We start from the raw sequence: 16,364 nt of genomic DNA, 5'->3' as shown, positions 1-16,364 counted from the left end.
AATATCGGTCTAGCTCGCAAATGCGGCATCTAAGCGGGACGCTGCATGAGTCACGTCGCCGCTAACAAGAATCAGTATAGCTGGCCGTTTAGGGCTTGTGGTGAATGATTAACAAATTGAACGAAACTTTTTGATTGATGAGTTTCTATTCGGTTTTCAGTAATCGTGGTATAACGATTTCAATTTTCAACGACTGGGAGGAATACCGTTAAAAGTCAGTCTGGCCGCCGTCTTTGCCGGTTTATTGTGCAAAAAAAGACCGTGACCACCGTCACAGCCCAACCATCAGATTAATCTGCCCAAAAGGCTTCCCAAGCTCGCTCCAATCGTTCGAAGAAAGTCGGCTTGTCCGCATCCAAATCTTTCAGCATCTGCCGCACAATCTTCTTACTCTTTTCAACTTCGACGGGGTCGTGTGCTCGGACCTCAAAGGAACGCTTATCTTCTTGCAACCGAATGCTTCCTTTCGTCTAACCGCCTAGCAATCCTACAACTGCGCGATTTTATCCTGAATCCGCTGAAACTGACTTGCCGACATGACTGCTTCCTTAGCTACAATTAAATTTTTGAATGCCACACGATTCCGGGATAGTTGGAACAGGCTTTCCTGTTCGTCCGACTGTAAAATCAAGCCATTTTCAATCTCGGATAATGTGCTGTAGCTAATCCCCAATATCAGCGCATACTGCCGTAAACTCAATTGATAGTCTTCACGAATTTTTTTGACTTCCGCAGGCATTAAGACGCCATACTTTTCCCGATAAATTTGAAAATCTAATTGGAGATTGTAATCGGGATCATCGACCGGTGCCAAATAGTTTTCCTCGTCTGCCACATCTTCGCCCGTGGGGACCCAGTAAATATGGGTAGACTGGATTTGCCGCCCACGAACACAGAACATCTCCGTTCCCTGAACGACCGTGAACGTTTCTTGCTCCCCCGTCAGAGCGCGTTTAATCTGTACCGTCTTGATAACTTGGTAGATGGCCATTTTTGCTTCACCTCGCTGGCTTCAGTCACTGTATCCGTCTCGTTGCCGAGTATACCATGCCTGAACGCTTAACCAGCGGCATTACCCCCAGTTGCCGAAAACTTAAGGTCTGATAAATTTATTCATATCCCCGCCAACCCAAAAACGGCCAGCACTCCCTCTCGGAAAGTACCGGCCGTTCTCAGGTTGTGGATCGTTTTTACCAGGTGACTGGCTTAAGCGGCGGGCGTGACGGGGGCAACGATGCCGCCCATCAGGTTCGTCTTGGTGGTTTCCACGATGTCGGCGCTGACCGGGGTCGCGTAAAAGTCCACGTCGTTTTTGACGAACATCTTCGCGTCGGCGATTTGTTTCATCAAACCGGCAACTTGTTCGGCGGTCAGTTCCGCGTTAACGTACTTCAACCGCAAGTGCTTGATGCGCAGGTCGGAACCCTTAAAGCTCAATTCGAGTGATTTCATTTAATAACTTCCTTTCTGTGACTGAGGGGCGGACGTTAGGCGACGATGTCTTGCGTGGCGATGGTAGCGGTGCGAAACGGTAAACCCGTCAAGCCAGCCAGGTAACTGCCAAACGCTTCAATCTGCTTGGCTTCTGGCGTGGGAATCGCGTTTTGCATGACAATCTTCGCGGGCTTCGCGTCGTCGTTGCCTAAGATAAAAGTGATGGTGGTCTTCTTCCAGGTGTTTTGCATGGGTGGTACTCCCTTCGTGGTGCTGATTTGGTAAGTGGTTGGCCAACCCTTACACTCTTACTAACGAAATCCAAAGGCGATTTGTAACCCCCTGGGGCCAAATTAATTTAAAAAGTTATCTGGTGGCGTTAAATTATGCACCAGCCGGCGAATCAGGGACCGCCGCCATTTATAAACGGTGTTATGACTGACACCGTGGCGGGCCGCAATCTCGTCGGCCGTCAACTGGTCGATCAGCGTGCCCACCAGGAACCGCCACTCGCCAGTACTGCCGGCACCGCCAATCACTTTCAGCAGGTAGCGCCGAAAATCCGCCTGGCCAATCGCGTCTAAAATGTCGTCGTCACTGGCAACCGCGGTCAAGAGTTCCTCCTGATTGCCGGGTTCCTGGCGGTCAGTCTGTTTCCGGTCGTGCCGCAACCGGTCCAGCAGCGCCCAATAAATCTTCTGTTGCGCGTAGGCCAAAAATTGATGCGGCTTCTCCTCCGGATTCTCGGGAAAGGCCGTATAGATTTCCGGGAACAATAGTCGCGCCTCCTGGAGGTAATCTTCGTAATCAGCGTGACTCCGGCTGACGTGCAGGCGTTTCAAGGTTGCATACAAAATTGCTTCGTGGTCGCCCTCGTACAGAAACCGGTAAGCAGCCGCGTGTGGTGAGTGTTTCATCTATGAATCATCCTCTCAAACGTGATGATCCATGGCCATGGATTAGCCCCCACTTTACCGGAATGGCTTGGCGAATACGAACAGCGTTTATTTGCTCAAAGTGGCCGTTTTTTTGCCTGTTTTCCAAATGCATTCGCCACGAAATAGCCCCGCGCGGTGGTAGACTGGGATTTCGCTATTTTGGCACTTTTTGGCGAAAACCGCGCTTTTTTTCAATTCGCGGGTAAAATTTTTTTGATTTTTTGTCCACATCCCCCTATTTTGTGGTATAAATAATTATGTAATCGGTTTACCTACATATATCTAGAGGAGATTTTTTAGTTATGAGAAAAGCAGTTTTGTTCACAGCTGTTGCCTCCGCTGCCCTATTACTCGGCGGCACGACAACATTGGCTCACGCCAAGACCTACACGCAACACGGCAGCGCACTGGCAAATTACAACGTCAGCAAGTATAAAACGGTCAAGAACGCGAACTTATTTGTGAAGCGTTACACTTTCCAACAGAGTTACTCAAACATTTTCCAGACCAGCCCAACCAGTATTTCCAGCATCAAGGGCAAGTCGGTCTCGTTCAAGTCCAACGTTTTCCTGCCAGTGACCTACAACAAGTCCGCTGACTGGGGCAATCCTCAGAGTGAAGTCCTGTCAAAGGACGGCAACACGCTGTACGAACTGATCACCACCAGCTCACAGAGTACGGAAGGCTGGATCGTCCGTTACAACCTGGGCGCCCTGCGGAGTAAATTTGGCGTTAGCTCCACGCACATGGATGCCTTGCGGCGCGCGACTTACGACCATTCCGTTGGCAAGATGACTAGCACCGACAAGGCCATCATGAGCGAAATTAAGATTGGGCCTAAATTTGATACCGGCCATGGCCAATCACTGGCAATGAACCCTAAGAACGGCCAACTTTGGTTCATCGGCGCACCCGTTAAGGTTCACTCCAACGTGCAACAGGTCTCAACCAGCACGTTGAAGCCAACCAAGAAGATCAACTTCACGTTGAAGAGTACCGTTACCATGGGCTCCAACTTAACGTTTGATAAGAATGGCAATGCCTACTTCTTCACGTACTCCAACGGCGGTTGGGCTCCTAAGGGTGCCGTCAAGATTTACAAGGGGAAGATCAACGCTAAATCTGTGAAATTCCACTTGGTTATGCAAGGGCTGCGTTACCGGCCAGGTACCAAGCCACAATCCATGGCTTACAACGTTAAACGTAACCGCCTGTACTTCGTCTCCGATAGCAGTATTTCATCCGTCCCCGTTTCCAAATTGGGCCATTTGAAAGCTAGCCAAGTCGAAGCCACGAACCTGAACGGCAAGCGTGAGTTCGAAGGCATCCAGTTCACCAAGAATGGCGCTGGCTACCTGTTGACGAACAAGGCCGCCGAGTTAATGAAGACGACTGCGAACAACTTTTAGCTTATAATTGAAAAGAGAGCAGCAGCTGCGAGTGGTCCGCGGCTACTGCTCTTTTTGGTTTGGCTTTATGTATTTGGGATTTGTTTGGTGCTTTAGGGGCGTTAAGTGCTTTAGGGGCGTTTAGTTCCAGGGTGGCGTCTAACTTGTCCGCCTGCGGCCGCCTAGGTTGACTTCGTTCCTGTGGGGACCGGTTGCAGCCTGCGGGGCGGTCTGCGCCCTCGCCTTGAAGCCTCGCCAGAACCGCGAGTCTCCAAGGTCGTCCCGTGCTGTAAGGCTGGGAAAAATCGCCCAGTCTAACACCACCGACACAGGACTCGCAACCTAGCGTCCTCCGGCTCCACGGCCACCACTCTGCTTCTACTGGGTCGAAAAAGAACAGTCGTTTTGGGTTGGTGGGGTGCTCTCTGGCGGCCGTGGTGCGGGTCTGGGACGGTAGTTTTTTATGTGGTTGCCGACAATAAACTGTTTGACATGATTGCTAGCCGCCGGTGCTCTCCTAATCGGAAAATGTTCATGTTAAAAATAGCCAGCCGAATTTTCTAACCCGGTAAGGTGAATACCAGGAACCTGCCCAAAAACTGAACAAATCGTGGCGAGAATGTTATACTGGCTCCGAGGTGGGCTTGGCCCATCTGTGAAACACACCATAACTCAATCTCCAACAAAGGGAACACTAACGTCGCGGTCGGCATTAATGGTCCCTTTGCTAACGCTTAGACTAATTTTCGGCTACATTTTCCAACTGAACCATAACCAAACTACGGCGACAATGACGATCAGGGCTAAAAGCTCTTCCCGTTTTTCCTGCGACGTGGTCCGACGAACACTAACCTTGACGTGTGGCGTATTGATCAACTTCATTTGTTAGGAAACCTCCCGTCTACGTGTTATACTAAAAACACCAAAGGGAAGGGAGCTGGAAATTCACTTCCCCTCGGGCAATAGTCATGTAATGACTACCACTTAATGGTAAACCTCAGGGTCAAGAAGATGAGTTTGATTTGAAAATCAAATTCAATGCTTCTGGCCCTTTTTGGTATTAAGTGGGACATGGCTTTCACCTCCCTTCAGTGCACCTCTAACATTACCGGATTATCAGGCAAATAGCTACTGTTATCGTACCTAGGGACTTATTCAATCAACCGGTTGTTAGTCGGCGACCTGACCGACTTTTTCAGCAACCTTCTCAGCTAATGCCAGGAGAAATAATAATGAAAAAAGTAACGCTTCATCAAGCGCAGTGTCAATTGGATTCTTTGACTGACACCGTGGTCGCTCATCAAACCCAAGTCATGATCACCCGACCCGACCATCGCAACGTGGTCCTACTAAGTGAAGACGAGTTTACGTCGTGGCAAGAGACCGTCTACCTTGGAGCGTCTGATGCCAACCGGCAAGCGCTTGACCAATCATTGCATCAATTGGCAACTGGTCAGGTTAAGACCTTTACCACTGCGCAATGGCAAGACCTAACGAAATAATACTGGACGCACAAAAGCACCCGACCAATTTCCTGGTCAGGGTGCTTTTTTTGCTGTTCCCACGCACCGAATCGTTGCCAACTGTAAGGGACGAAATGCCCCCGAGGCCAGTTGCAACATGATTTGGTCGTCAAACACGCCCGTCACCACGCCGTCGATCACAGTCAACGTTTGGTTGTTGTCCATCACGTTTAGTTGGAGATGGACCGGGCGGTGGCTTTGCCAGGCTGCGGCGAGACGCTCACTGACGTCCGCCGCAGTCTGTTCGGGTAGCGGTTGCTCAATTTTTTCCGCCGCGTGCATTTTAGCTAACGCACTGGTGTGGTCGGACAAATAGAAGCCGCCCCATTTCAACATGCCGCGGTCCTGATAATCTCGCTGAAAAAAGTTCTGGGCGAGGTCGTCGTTTGACGATTTCTTCAGATACATGGTCTCACTTCCCTAGCGAATCCAGCGTTGACTCAACGGCCAGCGGACCTGACCGAAGTCGACAAAATTCATGGTGAGGGCGGTCCCACTCCGGACGCCAGTAATCACGCGTTCCAAGACTTCCAAGTCAGCCGTGTGAATGGTATGGAGCGGAATCGAACGCTCGCGGTGCTTGGCGCGGCGAATATCCAAGAAGAAATTAAACACGTGGCCGTACTGATTATTCACCACGTCGATGCGGTACTGGCAGTGCCACTGCGCGGTAAATAGCGGTGCCAAGCGGGACAGAATCAACTCGGCTTCCTTGCGTTCATCAATCAAAGCTATTCCCCCCATTGTGACCACCGACCAGTGACGCCCGCCGTAACATGGTGCCACCCTTCATCAGACTGCTGGCGGGAATCACCGCCGTCTTGCCAAAGCGATCCCGCAACTCGTCGATGACCCGATCGAAGCGGTCGTCTTTAATTTGGCGTTGCGGGTTCTGAAATAAATTCAACTGCAGGTTGGTGCTTTGACTTAGCCGGGACAGGCCCACGCCAATGTTGCGGACTGGCTGGCCTTCCCAATTCTCCCGAAACAACGTCACCAATTCCCGGATGATTGTCTGAGCGTTGTCGGTCGGGTCGATTCGGCGGGTGCGATGCAACCCACTGCGGCCATCGTCGGCTTGGCCATCCCAAGCAAAGCCGACGTACAAACTGATACAGCCGGCCTGTTGCCGGTGGTGGCGCATCCGTGAAGTCGTTTGCTGACCAATCTCACGGAGCACCAATTCAATTTCACTTTGGACCTTGTAGTCGCGCGGCAAGACTTGCGAGTTGCTCCAACTTTTTTCCTTAGGCGGGCGGACCTGGTGAAATTTGCTGCGGTCGATTCCCCACGCTAAAGCAAACAGCTGCGCGCCAATCATCCCCATTTCTTGGCGAAGTTCATACGGATTGACGTGGGCCAGGTCGCCCATGCTGTGAATGCCCAGTCGCTGCAGGTGTGCAGCGGTGCGGTGGCCGATGCTCCAGACTTTCTCCAAATTGGTGATGGGCCAGATCGCCTCGGGAAAGTTCTCGTAGGTCAAGCGACCGATCAGCTCGTGGTCGTGCTTGGCTTGCAGGTCGAGCGCTAATTTGGCCTGCACCGGATTCTCGCCGATACCGACCGTCGTGTACAAGCCCAGCTCCGTACGAATCCGGAGTTGAATCCGCCGGGCAACGGCCTCTGGGGTCTTACCAAACAAGCGCCGAGACTTGGTCATATCCAGAATCGACTCATCAATGGAGTATGGAAACAGGTCGGCATCCGCCACGTACTCACGGAAAATTTTGTTGATGGCGAGGTTCTTTTGGATGTACAGATTCATGCGGGGTGGGACCACCAAGATGTTCTCGTCATGTGGCACCTCATATTGACGGGAAACGTTGCTAATGCCAAACAACTTTTTGGCCATGGGCGAGGCAGCCAAGACCAACCCACTCCCCGTGTTGTCCGCTTCCGACATCACGATCAAGACCGATTTTAGCGGATTCAGTCCCCGTTCAACGCTCTCGACGCTGGCGTAAAAGGACTTGTTATCAATCATCAAAAACATACCGTGCGGTTCCTGCGAGTAATCCATGCCGCTTCCCCCTTTGCTGACTGTGTGCCTTGACCAGCCGCTACGTCAGTCGTTGTTATCATTATACGAACACTTGTTCTAATTTGCAAGGGGAACACGAAATTTTGTTTGAGTTAAATTTTCTGGGAATCGCTGGCGTCTAAACGTCACCCGGGGGCGCACTGTTAGGATGTGCATTTCCATCAGACGCAGGTCACCAAACGAAACCCTATGTTGTCAGTAACGTACTCGATTGCGGGCGGTTATCCCATGATTAGCCGCCGTATTCGTTAGTATCAATCTTCTAATATTTTGACACCCAATAAACTAATTACCCTAGTGGGTATCCATCACCCATTGCGTTGTTCTGTCGCAAAATGACTTATTCTGTAATCTTATTTTATTAGCTTTTATTTGTCAGACGTGTTAGAATGGTCTTGTGAAGTTAGCCCTAGTCAACTAGCTTCCTCAACTTTGAAGCAGGATCAGTTTGCCGCACTTAAACACGGTGAAATTGATTCTGCTTTTTTTGCGGCCAATTTTGCCTGTTACAATTAGTGAGGACTGTCTAAATGTATGCGCTTACCATTTCGAACAATTCAACCCCCGTCGAATTCTTTCCGCCACACAAAAACACCACGGTCGGGCGTTGCGTCCCGTTCCGTGGTGCTGGTTTAAGCATTATTTTTATTTGGCAAAGGCTTGCCGCATGGCTTGGGTATCCGCCACCGGGTCGCTACTGCGCGTTAACAGCGTGATCACTGCCACACCAGCCGCGCCCGTCTTGGCAATCGCCGGCAGACTGGCCACGGTCACGCCACCAATGGCCACAATCGGCACGTTGGCCTGTTTCACCAGTGCCTGCAGGCCGGCGACGCCCATTGCCGGGTCCGCATCGTCCTTGGAAACCGTGGGATAGATGGGGCCGCTCCCAATGTAGTCAATCCCGCGCAGCTTATTGGCCGCGGCCACCTGTTCCGCCGTGTTGCAGGACAGGCCGACGAACATATCGCGGTCGGCCACCGTTTGAATGACACTCTGAATTTTCTGGTCACTCTGACCCACGTGGATGCCGTCCGCATTTAGGAGCAGCGCCAGATCCACGTCGTCATCGACGATAAAGGGCACGTTAGCCTCGTGACACTGCACACGCAGGTCGCTGCCCAGCGCCAACCGCTGTTCGTCGGTCAGCTCGCTGTCGCCCTTATCTCTAAATTGAAACGCCGTGATGCCGGCATCCAGCATGGTTGCCAACACCTTGCGTAAATCTTGGCCGGGAACGTCTTGGCTCCCCGCCACAAAGTAGGCCCGCAACAGGCCTGATTCAAATGTTACTGACATTATTCCGCGCCTCCTTGATTGTACGCCCAATGATTCAATGGGCCATGACCGTTGCCGACCGCAATGGGATTGGCGATGGCGGCCGTCACGTAAGCTTTACCAATGCGAATGGCCGTTTCAAAATCCTTCCCCTTCGCAAGTTCGGCGGTGATGCAAGACGACAGCGTGTCGCCCGTTCCGTGCGTCCGGACCGTGTCATACCGCGGTGCCGTCAGCCAAAATGACCGGCCATCCGCGAGCAACACAAAGTCACTAGCCTGATCCGGCGTCGCTTCGTGGCCACCTTTAATGATGACGTTTTTAGCGCCCAGGTCCTGCAACGCGACCGCAGCCTGTTCCATGCCGGTACTGTCGGTAATCTCTTGGCCAGTCAACCGCGCCGCCTCTGGTAAATTAGGCGTTAACACATCGGCCAGTGGAACCAATTCATCGCGGACCGTCGCCACGGCATCTTCTGCCAATAGGGCCGCGCCGCCCTTGGCAATCATGACGGGATCGACCGTGAGTGGGCCGAAGTCGTATTTTTTCAAATTTTCAACGACGCCGTGCACGTGTTCCGCATCCGCGAGCATCCCCGTCTTGCAGGCCCGAATCTTCAAGTCGGCCGCAATCGAAGAAAATTGCTCGTCCACTAATTTTTGCGGCAGTGCCATAAAGTCCTGCACGCCCAGTGTATTTTGCGCGGTCACCGCGACCACGACGACCGTCGCAAAAACGTTGCGTTCCTGCATCGTTTTCAGGTCGGCCATGACGCCGGCACCCCCGCCGCTATCTGTTCCCGCAATCGTTAGGGTTTGTGGAAATTCATTTGCCATTTTGAGTCATCCCTTCTACAACAATCCGTTTGACTGAGTTAATCTGGTCTTTGGTTGCGCCTCCGGGATGGTGAAAATGGGACCGGATCGCTGTGGGCGGCCGTCCGGAGCCAAAGTGCGGTCTCCAGACTTAGCCCATTTTCACCATCCCTGCGGCTGACACTAGTTTAGCCCTGCCAACGTGGTTCTACAGGTTTTAACCAAATTTCACCAGCTTCACTGATTCCAGTTGGTTTCAATCAGCCTCAGTATCTTCTGCCATACACCGCCAATACTCAGCGGCCACCATCATAATTATTTATCGACGTACCCAGTCTTATTGCCGCCAATCCTTACCAGCCAAACGGTTGATTCCTTTTCATTTGAACGCCGCAATGCCCTCGATATCGGCCACCGCCGTCGTTTGTAACGCATCTAAAAATTTCATAATAAACGTTCCCGCGCCCAGGTCTGGCGTGGCTTCACTGACCAATTGGCCGGTTGCCGCGAAGACCAAGCAGGCCGTCTGTGCCGCTTCAAAATAGTCGTCGGTCACGGCGCAAAAGGCCGCCACGATACTCGACAACATGTCGCCGGAACCCACGTGCACCTGGAATAATGGCGTGCCGTTCATCACTTTGACCGCCCGCGTGCCATCGGTGATGACGTCGGTCGGCCCGGATAAGATGACCACACAAGCCAATTTTTGCGCGCAGGCTTTGGCAATGGCTTCGATGTCGCCAGTCCCCTCACCCGCGTCGATGCCCTTGGCCTGCCAGTCAACACCCGCCAGCGCCGCAATTTCACCAGCGTTGCCGCGAATCACGTCTGGGTGAAAATCAGCCAACAGGCCGGTCGCCATCTGCATCCGATATTTCACCGCGCCGACTGCCACCGGATCAATCACCAGTGGCCGCTTCTGTCGGTTGGCCGATTGACCAACTGCCCGAATTTGCGTCACCTGAGTAGCCGTCACTGCACCCAAATTTAGGCAAACGGCACCAGCGAGCCCGACCATTTCGTCAGCCTCCGCCACTTCCTCGGACATGATGGGCGACGCGCCAATCGCGTTGATACCATTGGCCACGTCCTGTACCGTCACAAAGTTAGAAACGTTGAACACAATCGGATTCTTCGCCCGTAAATCGTCTAACAAAGTAATTTTCATGAGTCGTCCTCCCATTTCAAACTGAAATCGTCGTCACACACTGCTGGCGTCGCTAATCAACACCGCTGATTGTCGAAAAAGTCTGTTCCCCGAATGCTTGTCTTTAGAATACTCGTTAACTCGCCAAATTCTCGCAAATATGTCTGCTAACTGTCGGGTCGTTAACGTCTGAAAAGGACCACCGGCTCACGATGGGGTGAACTGGTGGCCCAACTGGCGCCACGACACATTCCCTTCGCAAGTCTGAACTTGACAGGTTCCAAGGGATCGCGATTTACCGCATCTCAGTCCAGTCGTGGACACCCCTAGTGTTCTCTGATTAAGTTAAGTATAACAGGTTTTTGCGGGAGGGCAACGACACTCGTATTATCGGGTAATCCGTTGGGCAGCTTCACCAATAAGCCGCCACATCCGGTCAATCGTCTTATCCGACAAGAACCGTTTGGCTACGACCATTTGACTGCCAGAACCGGCGTGATACCGGGTTTTCGGCCGTCGTGACAGTGCTGCCTTATCTACCAACCGCGCAATCACTCTGGGCTTACTGGAGAAGCGTTTAACCGCTTTTAAAATGGCCGCCGCTTGGTCCGCCGTTTCCTGGTAAGGGCCCTGACCCGAGATAGCCTGCAGATGGTCGGCCGCAATGTCGGCCCACTCTGACTGAATAGCCCCGGGTTCGATGACAATCGTCTCAATACCCAACGGCTGAAGTTCCAGACGCAAGGTGTCGGACAAGCCTTCCAAGGCAAATTTAGACGCGACGTACCAACTAGCCAGCGGTTGCGCCACTTTGCCGTCCACTGAGGTAATGTTAATGATCCGGCCGGCGTGCTGTTGGCGCATCATCGGCAGTACGGACTGAATCAATCGCGCCGCACCAAACAAATTCACGTCAAATTGATCACGCGCCTGGTCCATTGGTACGTCTTCCAACGCGCCCATCAAACCGTAACCAGCGTTGTTGACCAAAATATCGACCCGCCCAGTCTCACTGACAATGCGGTCGACCACATTTTCCACGCTGATGGGATCCGTCACGTCTAGTGCCAGCGTGGTGATGCCCAAATCGTCTAAGTCGTTCATGCGATTGACCCGGCGCGCGCCCGCGTAAACGGTGACGCCGTTGCGGTGCAGGCTGCGGGCAATCGCGTTGCCAATGCCGGACGAAGCACCAGTCACCAAAGCCACTTTTCTAACCGTCATAAAATTTACCTCCTCTGGGTGTTCTGGCCGTGAACTTCTCCACCTGCGGCTGAATTAGGTACTCCCGCCTGTGGGGCAACCTACTGAAGCCAAAGGGCGGTCTTCAGTAGCGCCTAGAAACCTCGCAAAGTTCACGAGTTTCCCAGGTCGGCCCGTGCTGTAAGCCGCAAGTTCGGCGGCTAACACCACCGACACAGGACTCTGTACCTATTCAGCCTCCGGTTCCGAAATTCACGTCCAGAACACCATCTCGTCATTATCGCATTATCATCATTTTTGTTTTTTTCAGGTAGCCTGAGATTACAGAACACTACGCAACGTTTCACGCTTCGTCTTTTTTCAGGGTACTCGCTCTTAGAATACCCAATTCAAGTAAGCGATTGCAATTAATCTAACATACTTTGTACGATTGTTGTGTAGACGAGCTGTTGGCGTGTACGACAGTCACACCAGATTAGGAACTATCCGGGATAAGTAAGCATAGATTGTTTCGTATTCACTGCCTTAAGCGTCTAAAGGACAGTTATTTCAGAATGTTCATCATGGAAACACCTTAAGCCGACACAATTCACGTCTCATCTCAAAGCACAACAGGATCACCTTAATCCAGCGAAAATCAGTTTAGAAATCCAGCAATCATCCCCACGACACAACCACCACCAGCAGCTGACACCACTCACCATGTAAGCCGAGAGGGCGGGGAAAATAAGTTCAGCCGTGGGAATTCTCTTAGTGGCGTCCTTAGCCGCTTAGAGAATTGGTACCTTTGAGACTCGCTCCTTGAGGCTCAAAGTAAACTCGAAGACCGCCTTTTGGGTTCGGGCGGCCGCCCACAGCGTTCCGACTTATTTTCCCCGCCCAATCAAACCCCAAACTCCCATGAAACAACCTCCGCAAACAGTTGACATCACTCGCCATGTGAGCCTGCAGGTCGCTGAAAAATTGGCTCAGCCGGGGGATTTCCGGAGTGTCTTTCTCAGGAAATGGCGACTTTGAGACTCGTTCTTTGAGGCTCAAAGCGAGTCTAGAGACCGCTCTTTGGCTCTAGACGTCCTGCCCCCAGCGTTCCGGCCCAATTTTTCAGCGGCCGGAAGGCGCCAGCAACCACAATCTAAATCGTCAACTGCTTGCGGTCGTTGTAGAAGCCGCGGTAGGCCCAGTAGCACGCCAGCACCGACCCAATACTAGTCGCCGACATCAGCATAAACGTCACCATAATCTGATACTTAATCGCCCGCACCGGGTCCACGCCAGCGAAAATTAATCCGGACATCATCCCCGGTAGACTAACGATTCCCACGGTCTTAGCCGAATCAATGGTCGGTTGCATCCCCGTCTTAATGCTATCGCGGAGGATTTCCTTCGACGCATCCTTTAGGTCCGCACCCAACGCTAATTTTTCCATGACCGCTTGTCGTTCCTGCTTGAACTGCGCGTTTAAGTTACGATAACACAGGCCAATCGCGACCATCGAGTTGGACGCAATCATCCCAGAAATGGGAATCATCTGACTCGGGATGAATTTAATCGCGCCCGCCAGCATCAACACGCCCAGCGTCACGCTAGTACTAATCAGAATGGCCCCAATGGAAATTGGCAAGGCCCGGGGAATGCCGTTACTACGCTGTTTGGCGTTATAGCCCGCGTTAAATATAATAATCAGAATTAAAATAGTCGTTAACCAGATATTGTTTAGGCGAAACACGTATTTTAATAAATAGCCGACCACGAACAGTTGGATGACCGCCCGAATCACGCCGACAATCATGTCCCGGTCAATCCCCAGCTTTTCCTTCCAGCCAATCGCCAGCGCAATCACGACCAGGCCCAACGCTAACATTAAGGATTGATTATTTACTGCTAAATTCATTCGGCACCTCCCACGATGCGGCCGTCTTCAATGGTAATCAGCCGTTTAGCCGCGTCAATTTCCGCTTGATCATGGGTAATCGCAATAATTGTCAGGTTGTCGTCCTGATTAAAATGCTCGACCAATGACCAGACAAACGCCTTGTTCTCGGCATCCAAGCCAGCCGTGACTTCATCCAAAATCAAGACCTCCGGATAAATCATCACGTTGCGTAAGAGCGCGACCCGTTGCCGCTGACCGCCAGACAGGTCGTTGACGCCTTTATCCAGGTCGCTCGCCGCCAAGCCGACGTACTCTAAACCACTCACCGCCCGCCGTTCATCGAATGGCAGCTGGCGAATTTGGTACGGAAAGCTCAGGTTGTCGCGCACCGTATCGCCAAAGAGCGTCGGTTGTTGAAAACTGTACGAGACGCGACGCCGATAGGTAATCGGGTCGTAGTCTTCAATCGGTTGGCCATCAAAGGTCAGCGTGCCACTGGTTTTACTCAACAGGGAGGCGATGATCCGCACCAGCGTGGACTTACCACCACCGGATGGCCCCGACAACGTGACCCACTCCTGGGCGTTTATTTTCAAATTAATATTTTGCAGGATGGGCGTCCCACCCACCTGGTAGCCCACGTCCTTCAATTCAATCAAACTCACGACGATTCCTCCTCACAATCTACGCATTGCGTATTACCATTTTAATTGTACCCAAAGCGCCACCCGTTACCTATGGAAACGACTCCAAAAATCTGCTAATCAAAGCCACCCCCTTAGTCGTTTCCCGCCAACCTGACTTTAAAAACCGGCTAGGGCCCGGCAACCGCTAAAGTTTGGTATAATGTTTAAGACCGTTACGAATCGGTAAGTTTTAGAAACTTCAGGACTTAAGTTTAATATAGGAGAAATTATGCCAAACTTTGACTCAAATAATCACCGTGGCAATCACTACGACCGCCACGACCATAATGACCGGCAAGACCGGCACACCAACGATTGGGGCCATAATGACCGTCACAATCACCGTGACGACAGTCGCCAAGATAGCGGCCGCAATGACCGCCACAGTTACCGTGACCGGAATCGCGGCGACAACCGGCAAGACCGCGGTTACAACGACCGCCGGCGCCAGGAACGCGAAGCACCAAGTGTTGTCGTCGAAGTCGGCCAACGTTTTCCCCTGACCATCAAGCGCATGGGAATCAACGGCGAAGGCATCGGTTACTACAAGCGGATGGCCGTTTTCGTGCCCGGCGCGCTGACTAATGAAGAGGCCGTCGTCGAAGTGACCAGCGTGGCCACCCGTTACCTGCGGGGCAAGGTCCACCGGATTCGCAAAGCCAGTCCCCACCGGGTCGATCCTCGCGACAGTTACGCCGATCAGGTCGGTGGTTTCGAGCTCGAACATTTAGACTACTCCGAACAATTAAAATTCAAACGGGACATCGTCGCTCAATCCCTGGAACGCTACCAACCCCAAGGCTTCCGCAGCTATGATCTCCGCCCAACTCTGGGCATGGCCGACCCTTATGGTTACCGCAACAAGGCCCAATTTCAGGTTCGCCGCAACGCCGAGGGCCAGGTCGAAGCCGGACTGTACGCCGAACGGAGCCACGATTTAGTCGACCTCGCCACCTGTTCCGTCCAAATGCCCGTGACCATGACCGTCATGCGCGCCGTGGTTGCCATGTTACAGGACCTCGACATGCCGATTTACGACGAAGAAGCCAAGTCTGGTATCGTGAAAACGTTGGTGGTCCGGGCCGCCGAGAATACCGACGACGTGCAATTGGTCTTCATCACCAATTCCCCCAAGCTGCCGCGCAAACGCGAACTGCTGGAGCGAATCGCCAAGGAATTGCCACAGGTGACCTCGGTCATGCAAAACATCAATCCTGGCGAAACCTCACTGGTCTGGGGCGAGAAGACCACCCATTTGGCCGGTGCAGATGCCATCACAGAAAAACTGGACGGTTTAGCGTTTAAGCTCTCCGCCCGGGCCTTTCTCCAGCTGAATCCGAGTCAAATGACCGTGCTCTACGCCGAAGCCAAGAAGGCTCTGGACCTCCAGCCGGGTGAAACTGTGGTCGACGCCTACTCTGGTATCGGGACGATTGGCCTGTCGCTGGCTGACGTGGCCGAAGAAGTCCGCGGGATGGATGTCATCCCCGAAGCGGTTGACGACGCCAACGCTAACGCCGAAGCGAACGGCATTACCAACGCTCACTACGAAGTGGGCACCGCTGAAGACCTGTTACCGAAATGGTTGATGGCCGGGTTCCATCCGGACGCTATCGTGGTCGATCCACCCCGTACCGGCTTGGACGACACCTTGATTGAAACCATTCTCGCTGTGCGGCCAGAGAAATTCGTCTACATTTCCTGCAACCCATCGACGTTGGCCAAGGACTTGGTCGAGCTGACTCGCGATTACCAGGTTGACTATATCCAGTCGGTCGACATGATGCCGCAGACAGCCCGGTGTGAAGCGGTCGTGAAACTCAGCCGCCGCCAATAGATTAATAGGCAGCATGCACTTTTCGTGTTAGACTTTTAGTTATAGTTAGATGCGTGGTGCTGGTGCCTTACCGGGCGGCGTACACGGTTCTAACTGGCGACCTATCTTTTTGTGGCGTTTTCCCTTCACGTCAGCGGTTCTTTAAGATGGTTCCTCCACTAAAATGAAACCTCGTAATCACGAAATACGAACAAATTTTTT

18 protein-coding genes and 1 riboswitch are annotated in these 16,364 nt (G+C 52.4%); of the genes, 3 read left to right on the top strand and 15 right to left on the bottom strand.

Annotated elements, in window-relative coordinates:
• Positions 1-290: 290 nt before the first annotated feature.
• The 5 genes from EKM99_RS15805 to EKM99_RS08470 form a co-directional block, all read right to left on the bottom strand.
• The gene (locus tag EKM99_RS15805) at positions 291-452 is read right to left on the bottom strand and encodes a hypothetical protein (protein ID WP_164511565.1); all 162 of its coding nucleotides are present in this window, start codon (positions 450-452) and stop codon (positions 291-293) included.
• 35 nt (positions 453-487) lie between these two features.
• Complete coding sequence (locus EKM99_RS08485) at positions 488-991, bottom strand: helix-turn-helix domain-containing protein (protein ID WP_125582790.1); 504 nt, start codon at positions 989-991, stop codon at positions 488-490.
• 215 nt (positions 992-1,206) lie between these two features.
• Positions 1,207-1,452 (bottom strand): DUF2922 domain-containing protein, encoded by a 246-nt coding sequence (locus EKM99_RS08480; RefSeq protein ID WP_125582788.1) that lies wholly within the window; start codon positions 1,450-1,452, stop codon positions 1,207-1,209.
• A gap of 35 nt (positions 1,453-1,487) precedes the next feature.
• Positions 1,488-1,685 (bottom strand): hypothetical protein, encoded by a 198-nt coding sequence (locus EKM99_RS08475; RefSeq protein WP_125582786.1) that lies wholly within the window; start codon positions 1,683-1,685, stop codon positions 1,488-1,490.
• A 102-nt stretch (positions 1,686-1,787) separates the two neighbouring features.
• Positions 1,788-2,351: a sigma-70 family RNA polymerase sigma factor gene (locus EKM99_RS08470; protein WP_125582784.1), complete on the bottom strand. Its 564-nt coding sequence runs from the start codon at positions 2,349-2,351 to the stop codon at positions 1,788-1,790.
• 323 nt (positions 2,352-2,674) lie between these two features.
• Here EKM99_RS08470 and EKM99_RS08465 point away from each other — a divergent pair, with 323 nt between their 5' ends.
• Positions 2,675-3,781, top strand: coding sequence for a hypothetical protein (locus tag EKM99_RS08465; protein WP_125582782.1), 1,107 nt, complete (start codon positions 2,675-2,677; stop codon positions 3,779-3,781).
• A gap of 729 nt (positions 3,782-4,510) precedes the next feature.
• Here EKM99_RS08465 and EKM99_RS16075 read toward each other — a convergent pair.
• Complete coding sequence (locus tag EKM99_RS16075; protein ID WP_263853869.1) at positions 4,511-4,642, bottom strand: hypothetical protein; 132 nt, start codon at positions 4,640-4,642, stop codon at positions 4,511-4,513.
• A 350-nt stretch (positions 4,643-4,992) separates the two neighbouring features.
• On the opposite strand from EKM99_RS16075, the gene EKM99_RS08460 reads away from it, so the two are divergent.
• The gene (locus EKM99_RS08460) at positions 4,993-5,262 is read left to right on the top strand and encodes a type II toxin-antitoxin system Phd/YefM family antitoxin (protein ID WP_125582780.1); all 270 of its coding nucleotides are present in this window, start codon (positions 4,993-4,995) and stop codon (positions 5,260-5,262) included.
• A gap of 36 nt (positions 5,263-5,298) precedes the next feature.
• On the opposite strand, the gene EKM99_RS08455 is transcribed toward EKM99_RS08460, so the two are convergent.
• The 9 genes from EKM99_RS08455 to EKM99_RS08415 all read right to left on the bottom strand — a co-directional run bounded on the left by EKM99_RS08455 (position 5,299) and on the right by EKM99_RS08415 (position 14,305).
• Positions 5,299-5,691: a hypothetical protein gene (locus EKM99_RS08455; RefSeq protein WP_125582778.1), complete on the bottom strand. Its 393-nt coding sequence runs from the start codon at positions 5,689-5,691 to the stop codon at positions 5,299-5,301.
• A gap of 12 nt (positions 5,692-5,703) precedes the next feature.
• Positions 5,704-6,012, bottom strand: coding sequence for a hypothetical protein (locus tag EKM99_RS08450; RefSeq protein WP_125582776.1), 309 nt, complete (start codon positions 6,010-6,012; stop codon positions 5,704-5,706).
• Entirely contained in the window at positions 6,005-7,303 is a 1,299-nt protein-coding gene (locus EKM99_RS08445) for a Y-family DNA polymerase (protein ID WP_125582774.1), read from the bottom strand. The genes EKM99_RS08450 and EKM99_RS08445 overlap by 8 nt, the downstream gene beginning before the upstream one ends.
• 666 nt (positions 7,304-7,969) lie before the next feature.
• Positions 7,970-8,623 (bottom strand): thiamine phosphate synthase, encoded by a 654-nt coding sequence (gene thiE / locus EKM99_RS08440; RefSeq protein ID WP_125582772.1) that lies wholly within the window; start codon positions 8,621-8,623, stop codon positions 7,970-7,972.
• The gene (thiD, locus tag EKM99_RS08435) at positions 8,623-9,438 is read right to left on the bottom strand and encodes a bifunctional hydroxymethylpyrimidine kinase/phosphomethylpyrimidine kinase (RefSeq protein ID WP_125582770.1); all 816 of its coding nucleotides are present in this window, start codon (positions 9,436-9,438) and stop codon (positions 8,623-8,625) included. The genes thiE and thiD overlap by 1 nt, the downstream gene beginning before the upstream one ends.
• Positions 9,439-9,796: 358 nt before the next feature.
• A complete protein-coding gene (thiM, locus tag EKM99_RS08430; protein ID WP_125582768.1) occupies positions 9,797-10,585 on the bottom strand; it encodes a hydroxyethylthiazole kinase in 789 nt (262 codons plus the stop codon).
• Between the two features lie 212 nt (positions 10,586-10,797).
• Positions 10,798-10,902, bottom strand: a riboswitch (TPP riboswitch).
• Positions 10,903-10,951: 49 nt separating this feature from the next.
• Positions 10,952-11,788, bottom strand: a complete 837-nt coding sequence (locus tag EKM99_RS08425) for an oxidoreductase (RefSeq protein ID WP_125582766.1) — start codon at positions 11,786-11,788, stop codon at positions 10,952-10,954.
• Between the two features lie 1,111 nt (positions 11,789-12,899).
• A complete protein-coding gene (locus EKM99_RS08420) occupies positions 12,900-13,658 on the bottom strand; it encodes an ABC transporter permease (protein WP_125582764.1) in 759 nt (252 codons plus the stop codon).
• The gene (locus EKM99_RS08415) at positions 13,655-14,305 is read right to left on the bottom strand and encodes an ABC transporter ATP-binding protein (protein WP_125582762.1); all 651 of its coding nucleotides are present in this window, start codon (positions 14,303-14,305) and stop codon (positions 13,655-13,657) included. The genes EKM99_RS08420 and EKM99_RS08415 overlap by 4 nt, the downstream gene beginning before the upstream one ends.
• A 250-nt stretch (positions 14,306-14,555) precedes the next feature.
• On the opposite strand from EKM99_RS08415, the gene rlmD reads away from it, so the two are divergent.
• Complete coding sequence (gene rlmD, locus EKM99_RS08410; RefSeq protein ID WP_125582760.1) at positions 14,556-16,163, top strand: 23S rRNA (uracil(1939)-C(5))-methyltransferase RlmD; 1,608 nt, start codon at positions 14,556-14,558, stop codon at positions 16,161-16,163.
• Positions 16,164-16,364: the final 201 nt, after the last annotated feature.

Origin of the sequence: Levilactobacillus cerevisiae (assembly GCF_003946245.1) — a bacterium.
Classification (GTDB): domain Bacteria; phylum Bacillota; class Bacilli; order Lactobacillales; family Lactobacillaceae; genus Levilactobacillus; species Levilactobacillus cerevisiae.
This window is presented reverse-complemented; position numbering and strand designations above follow the sequence as displayed.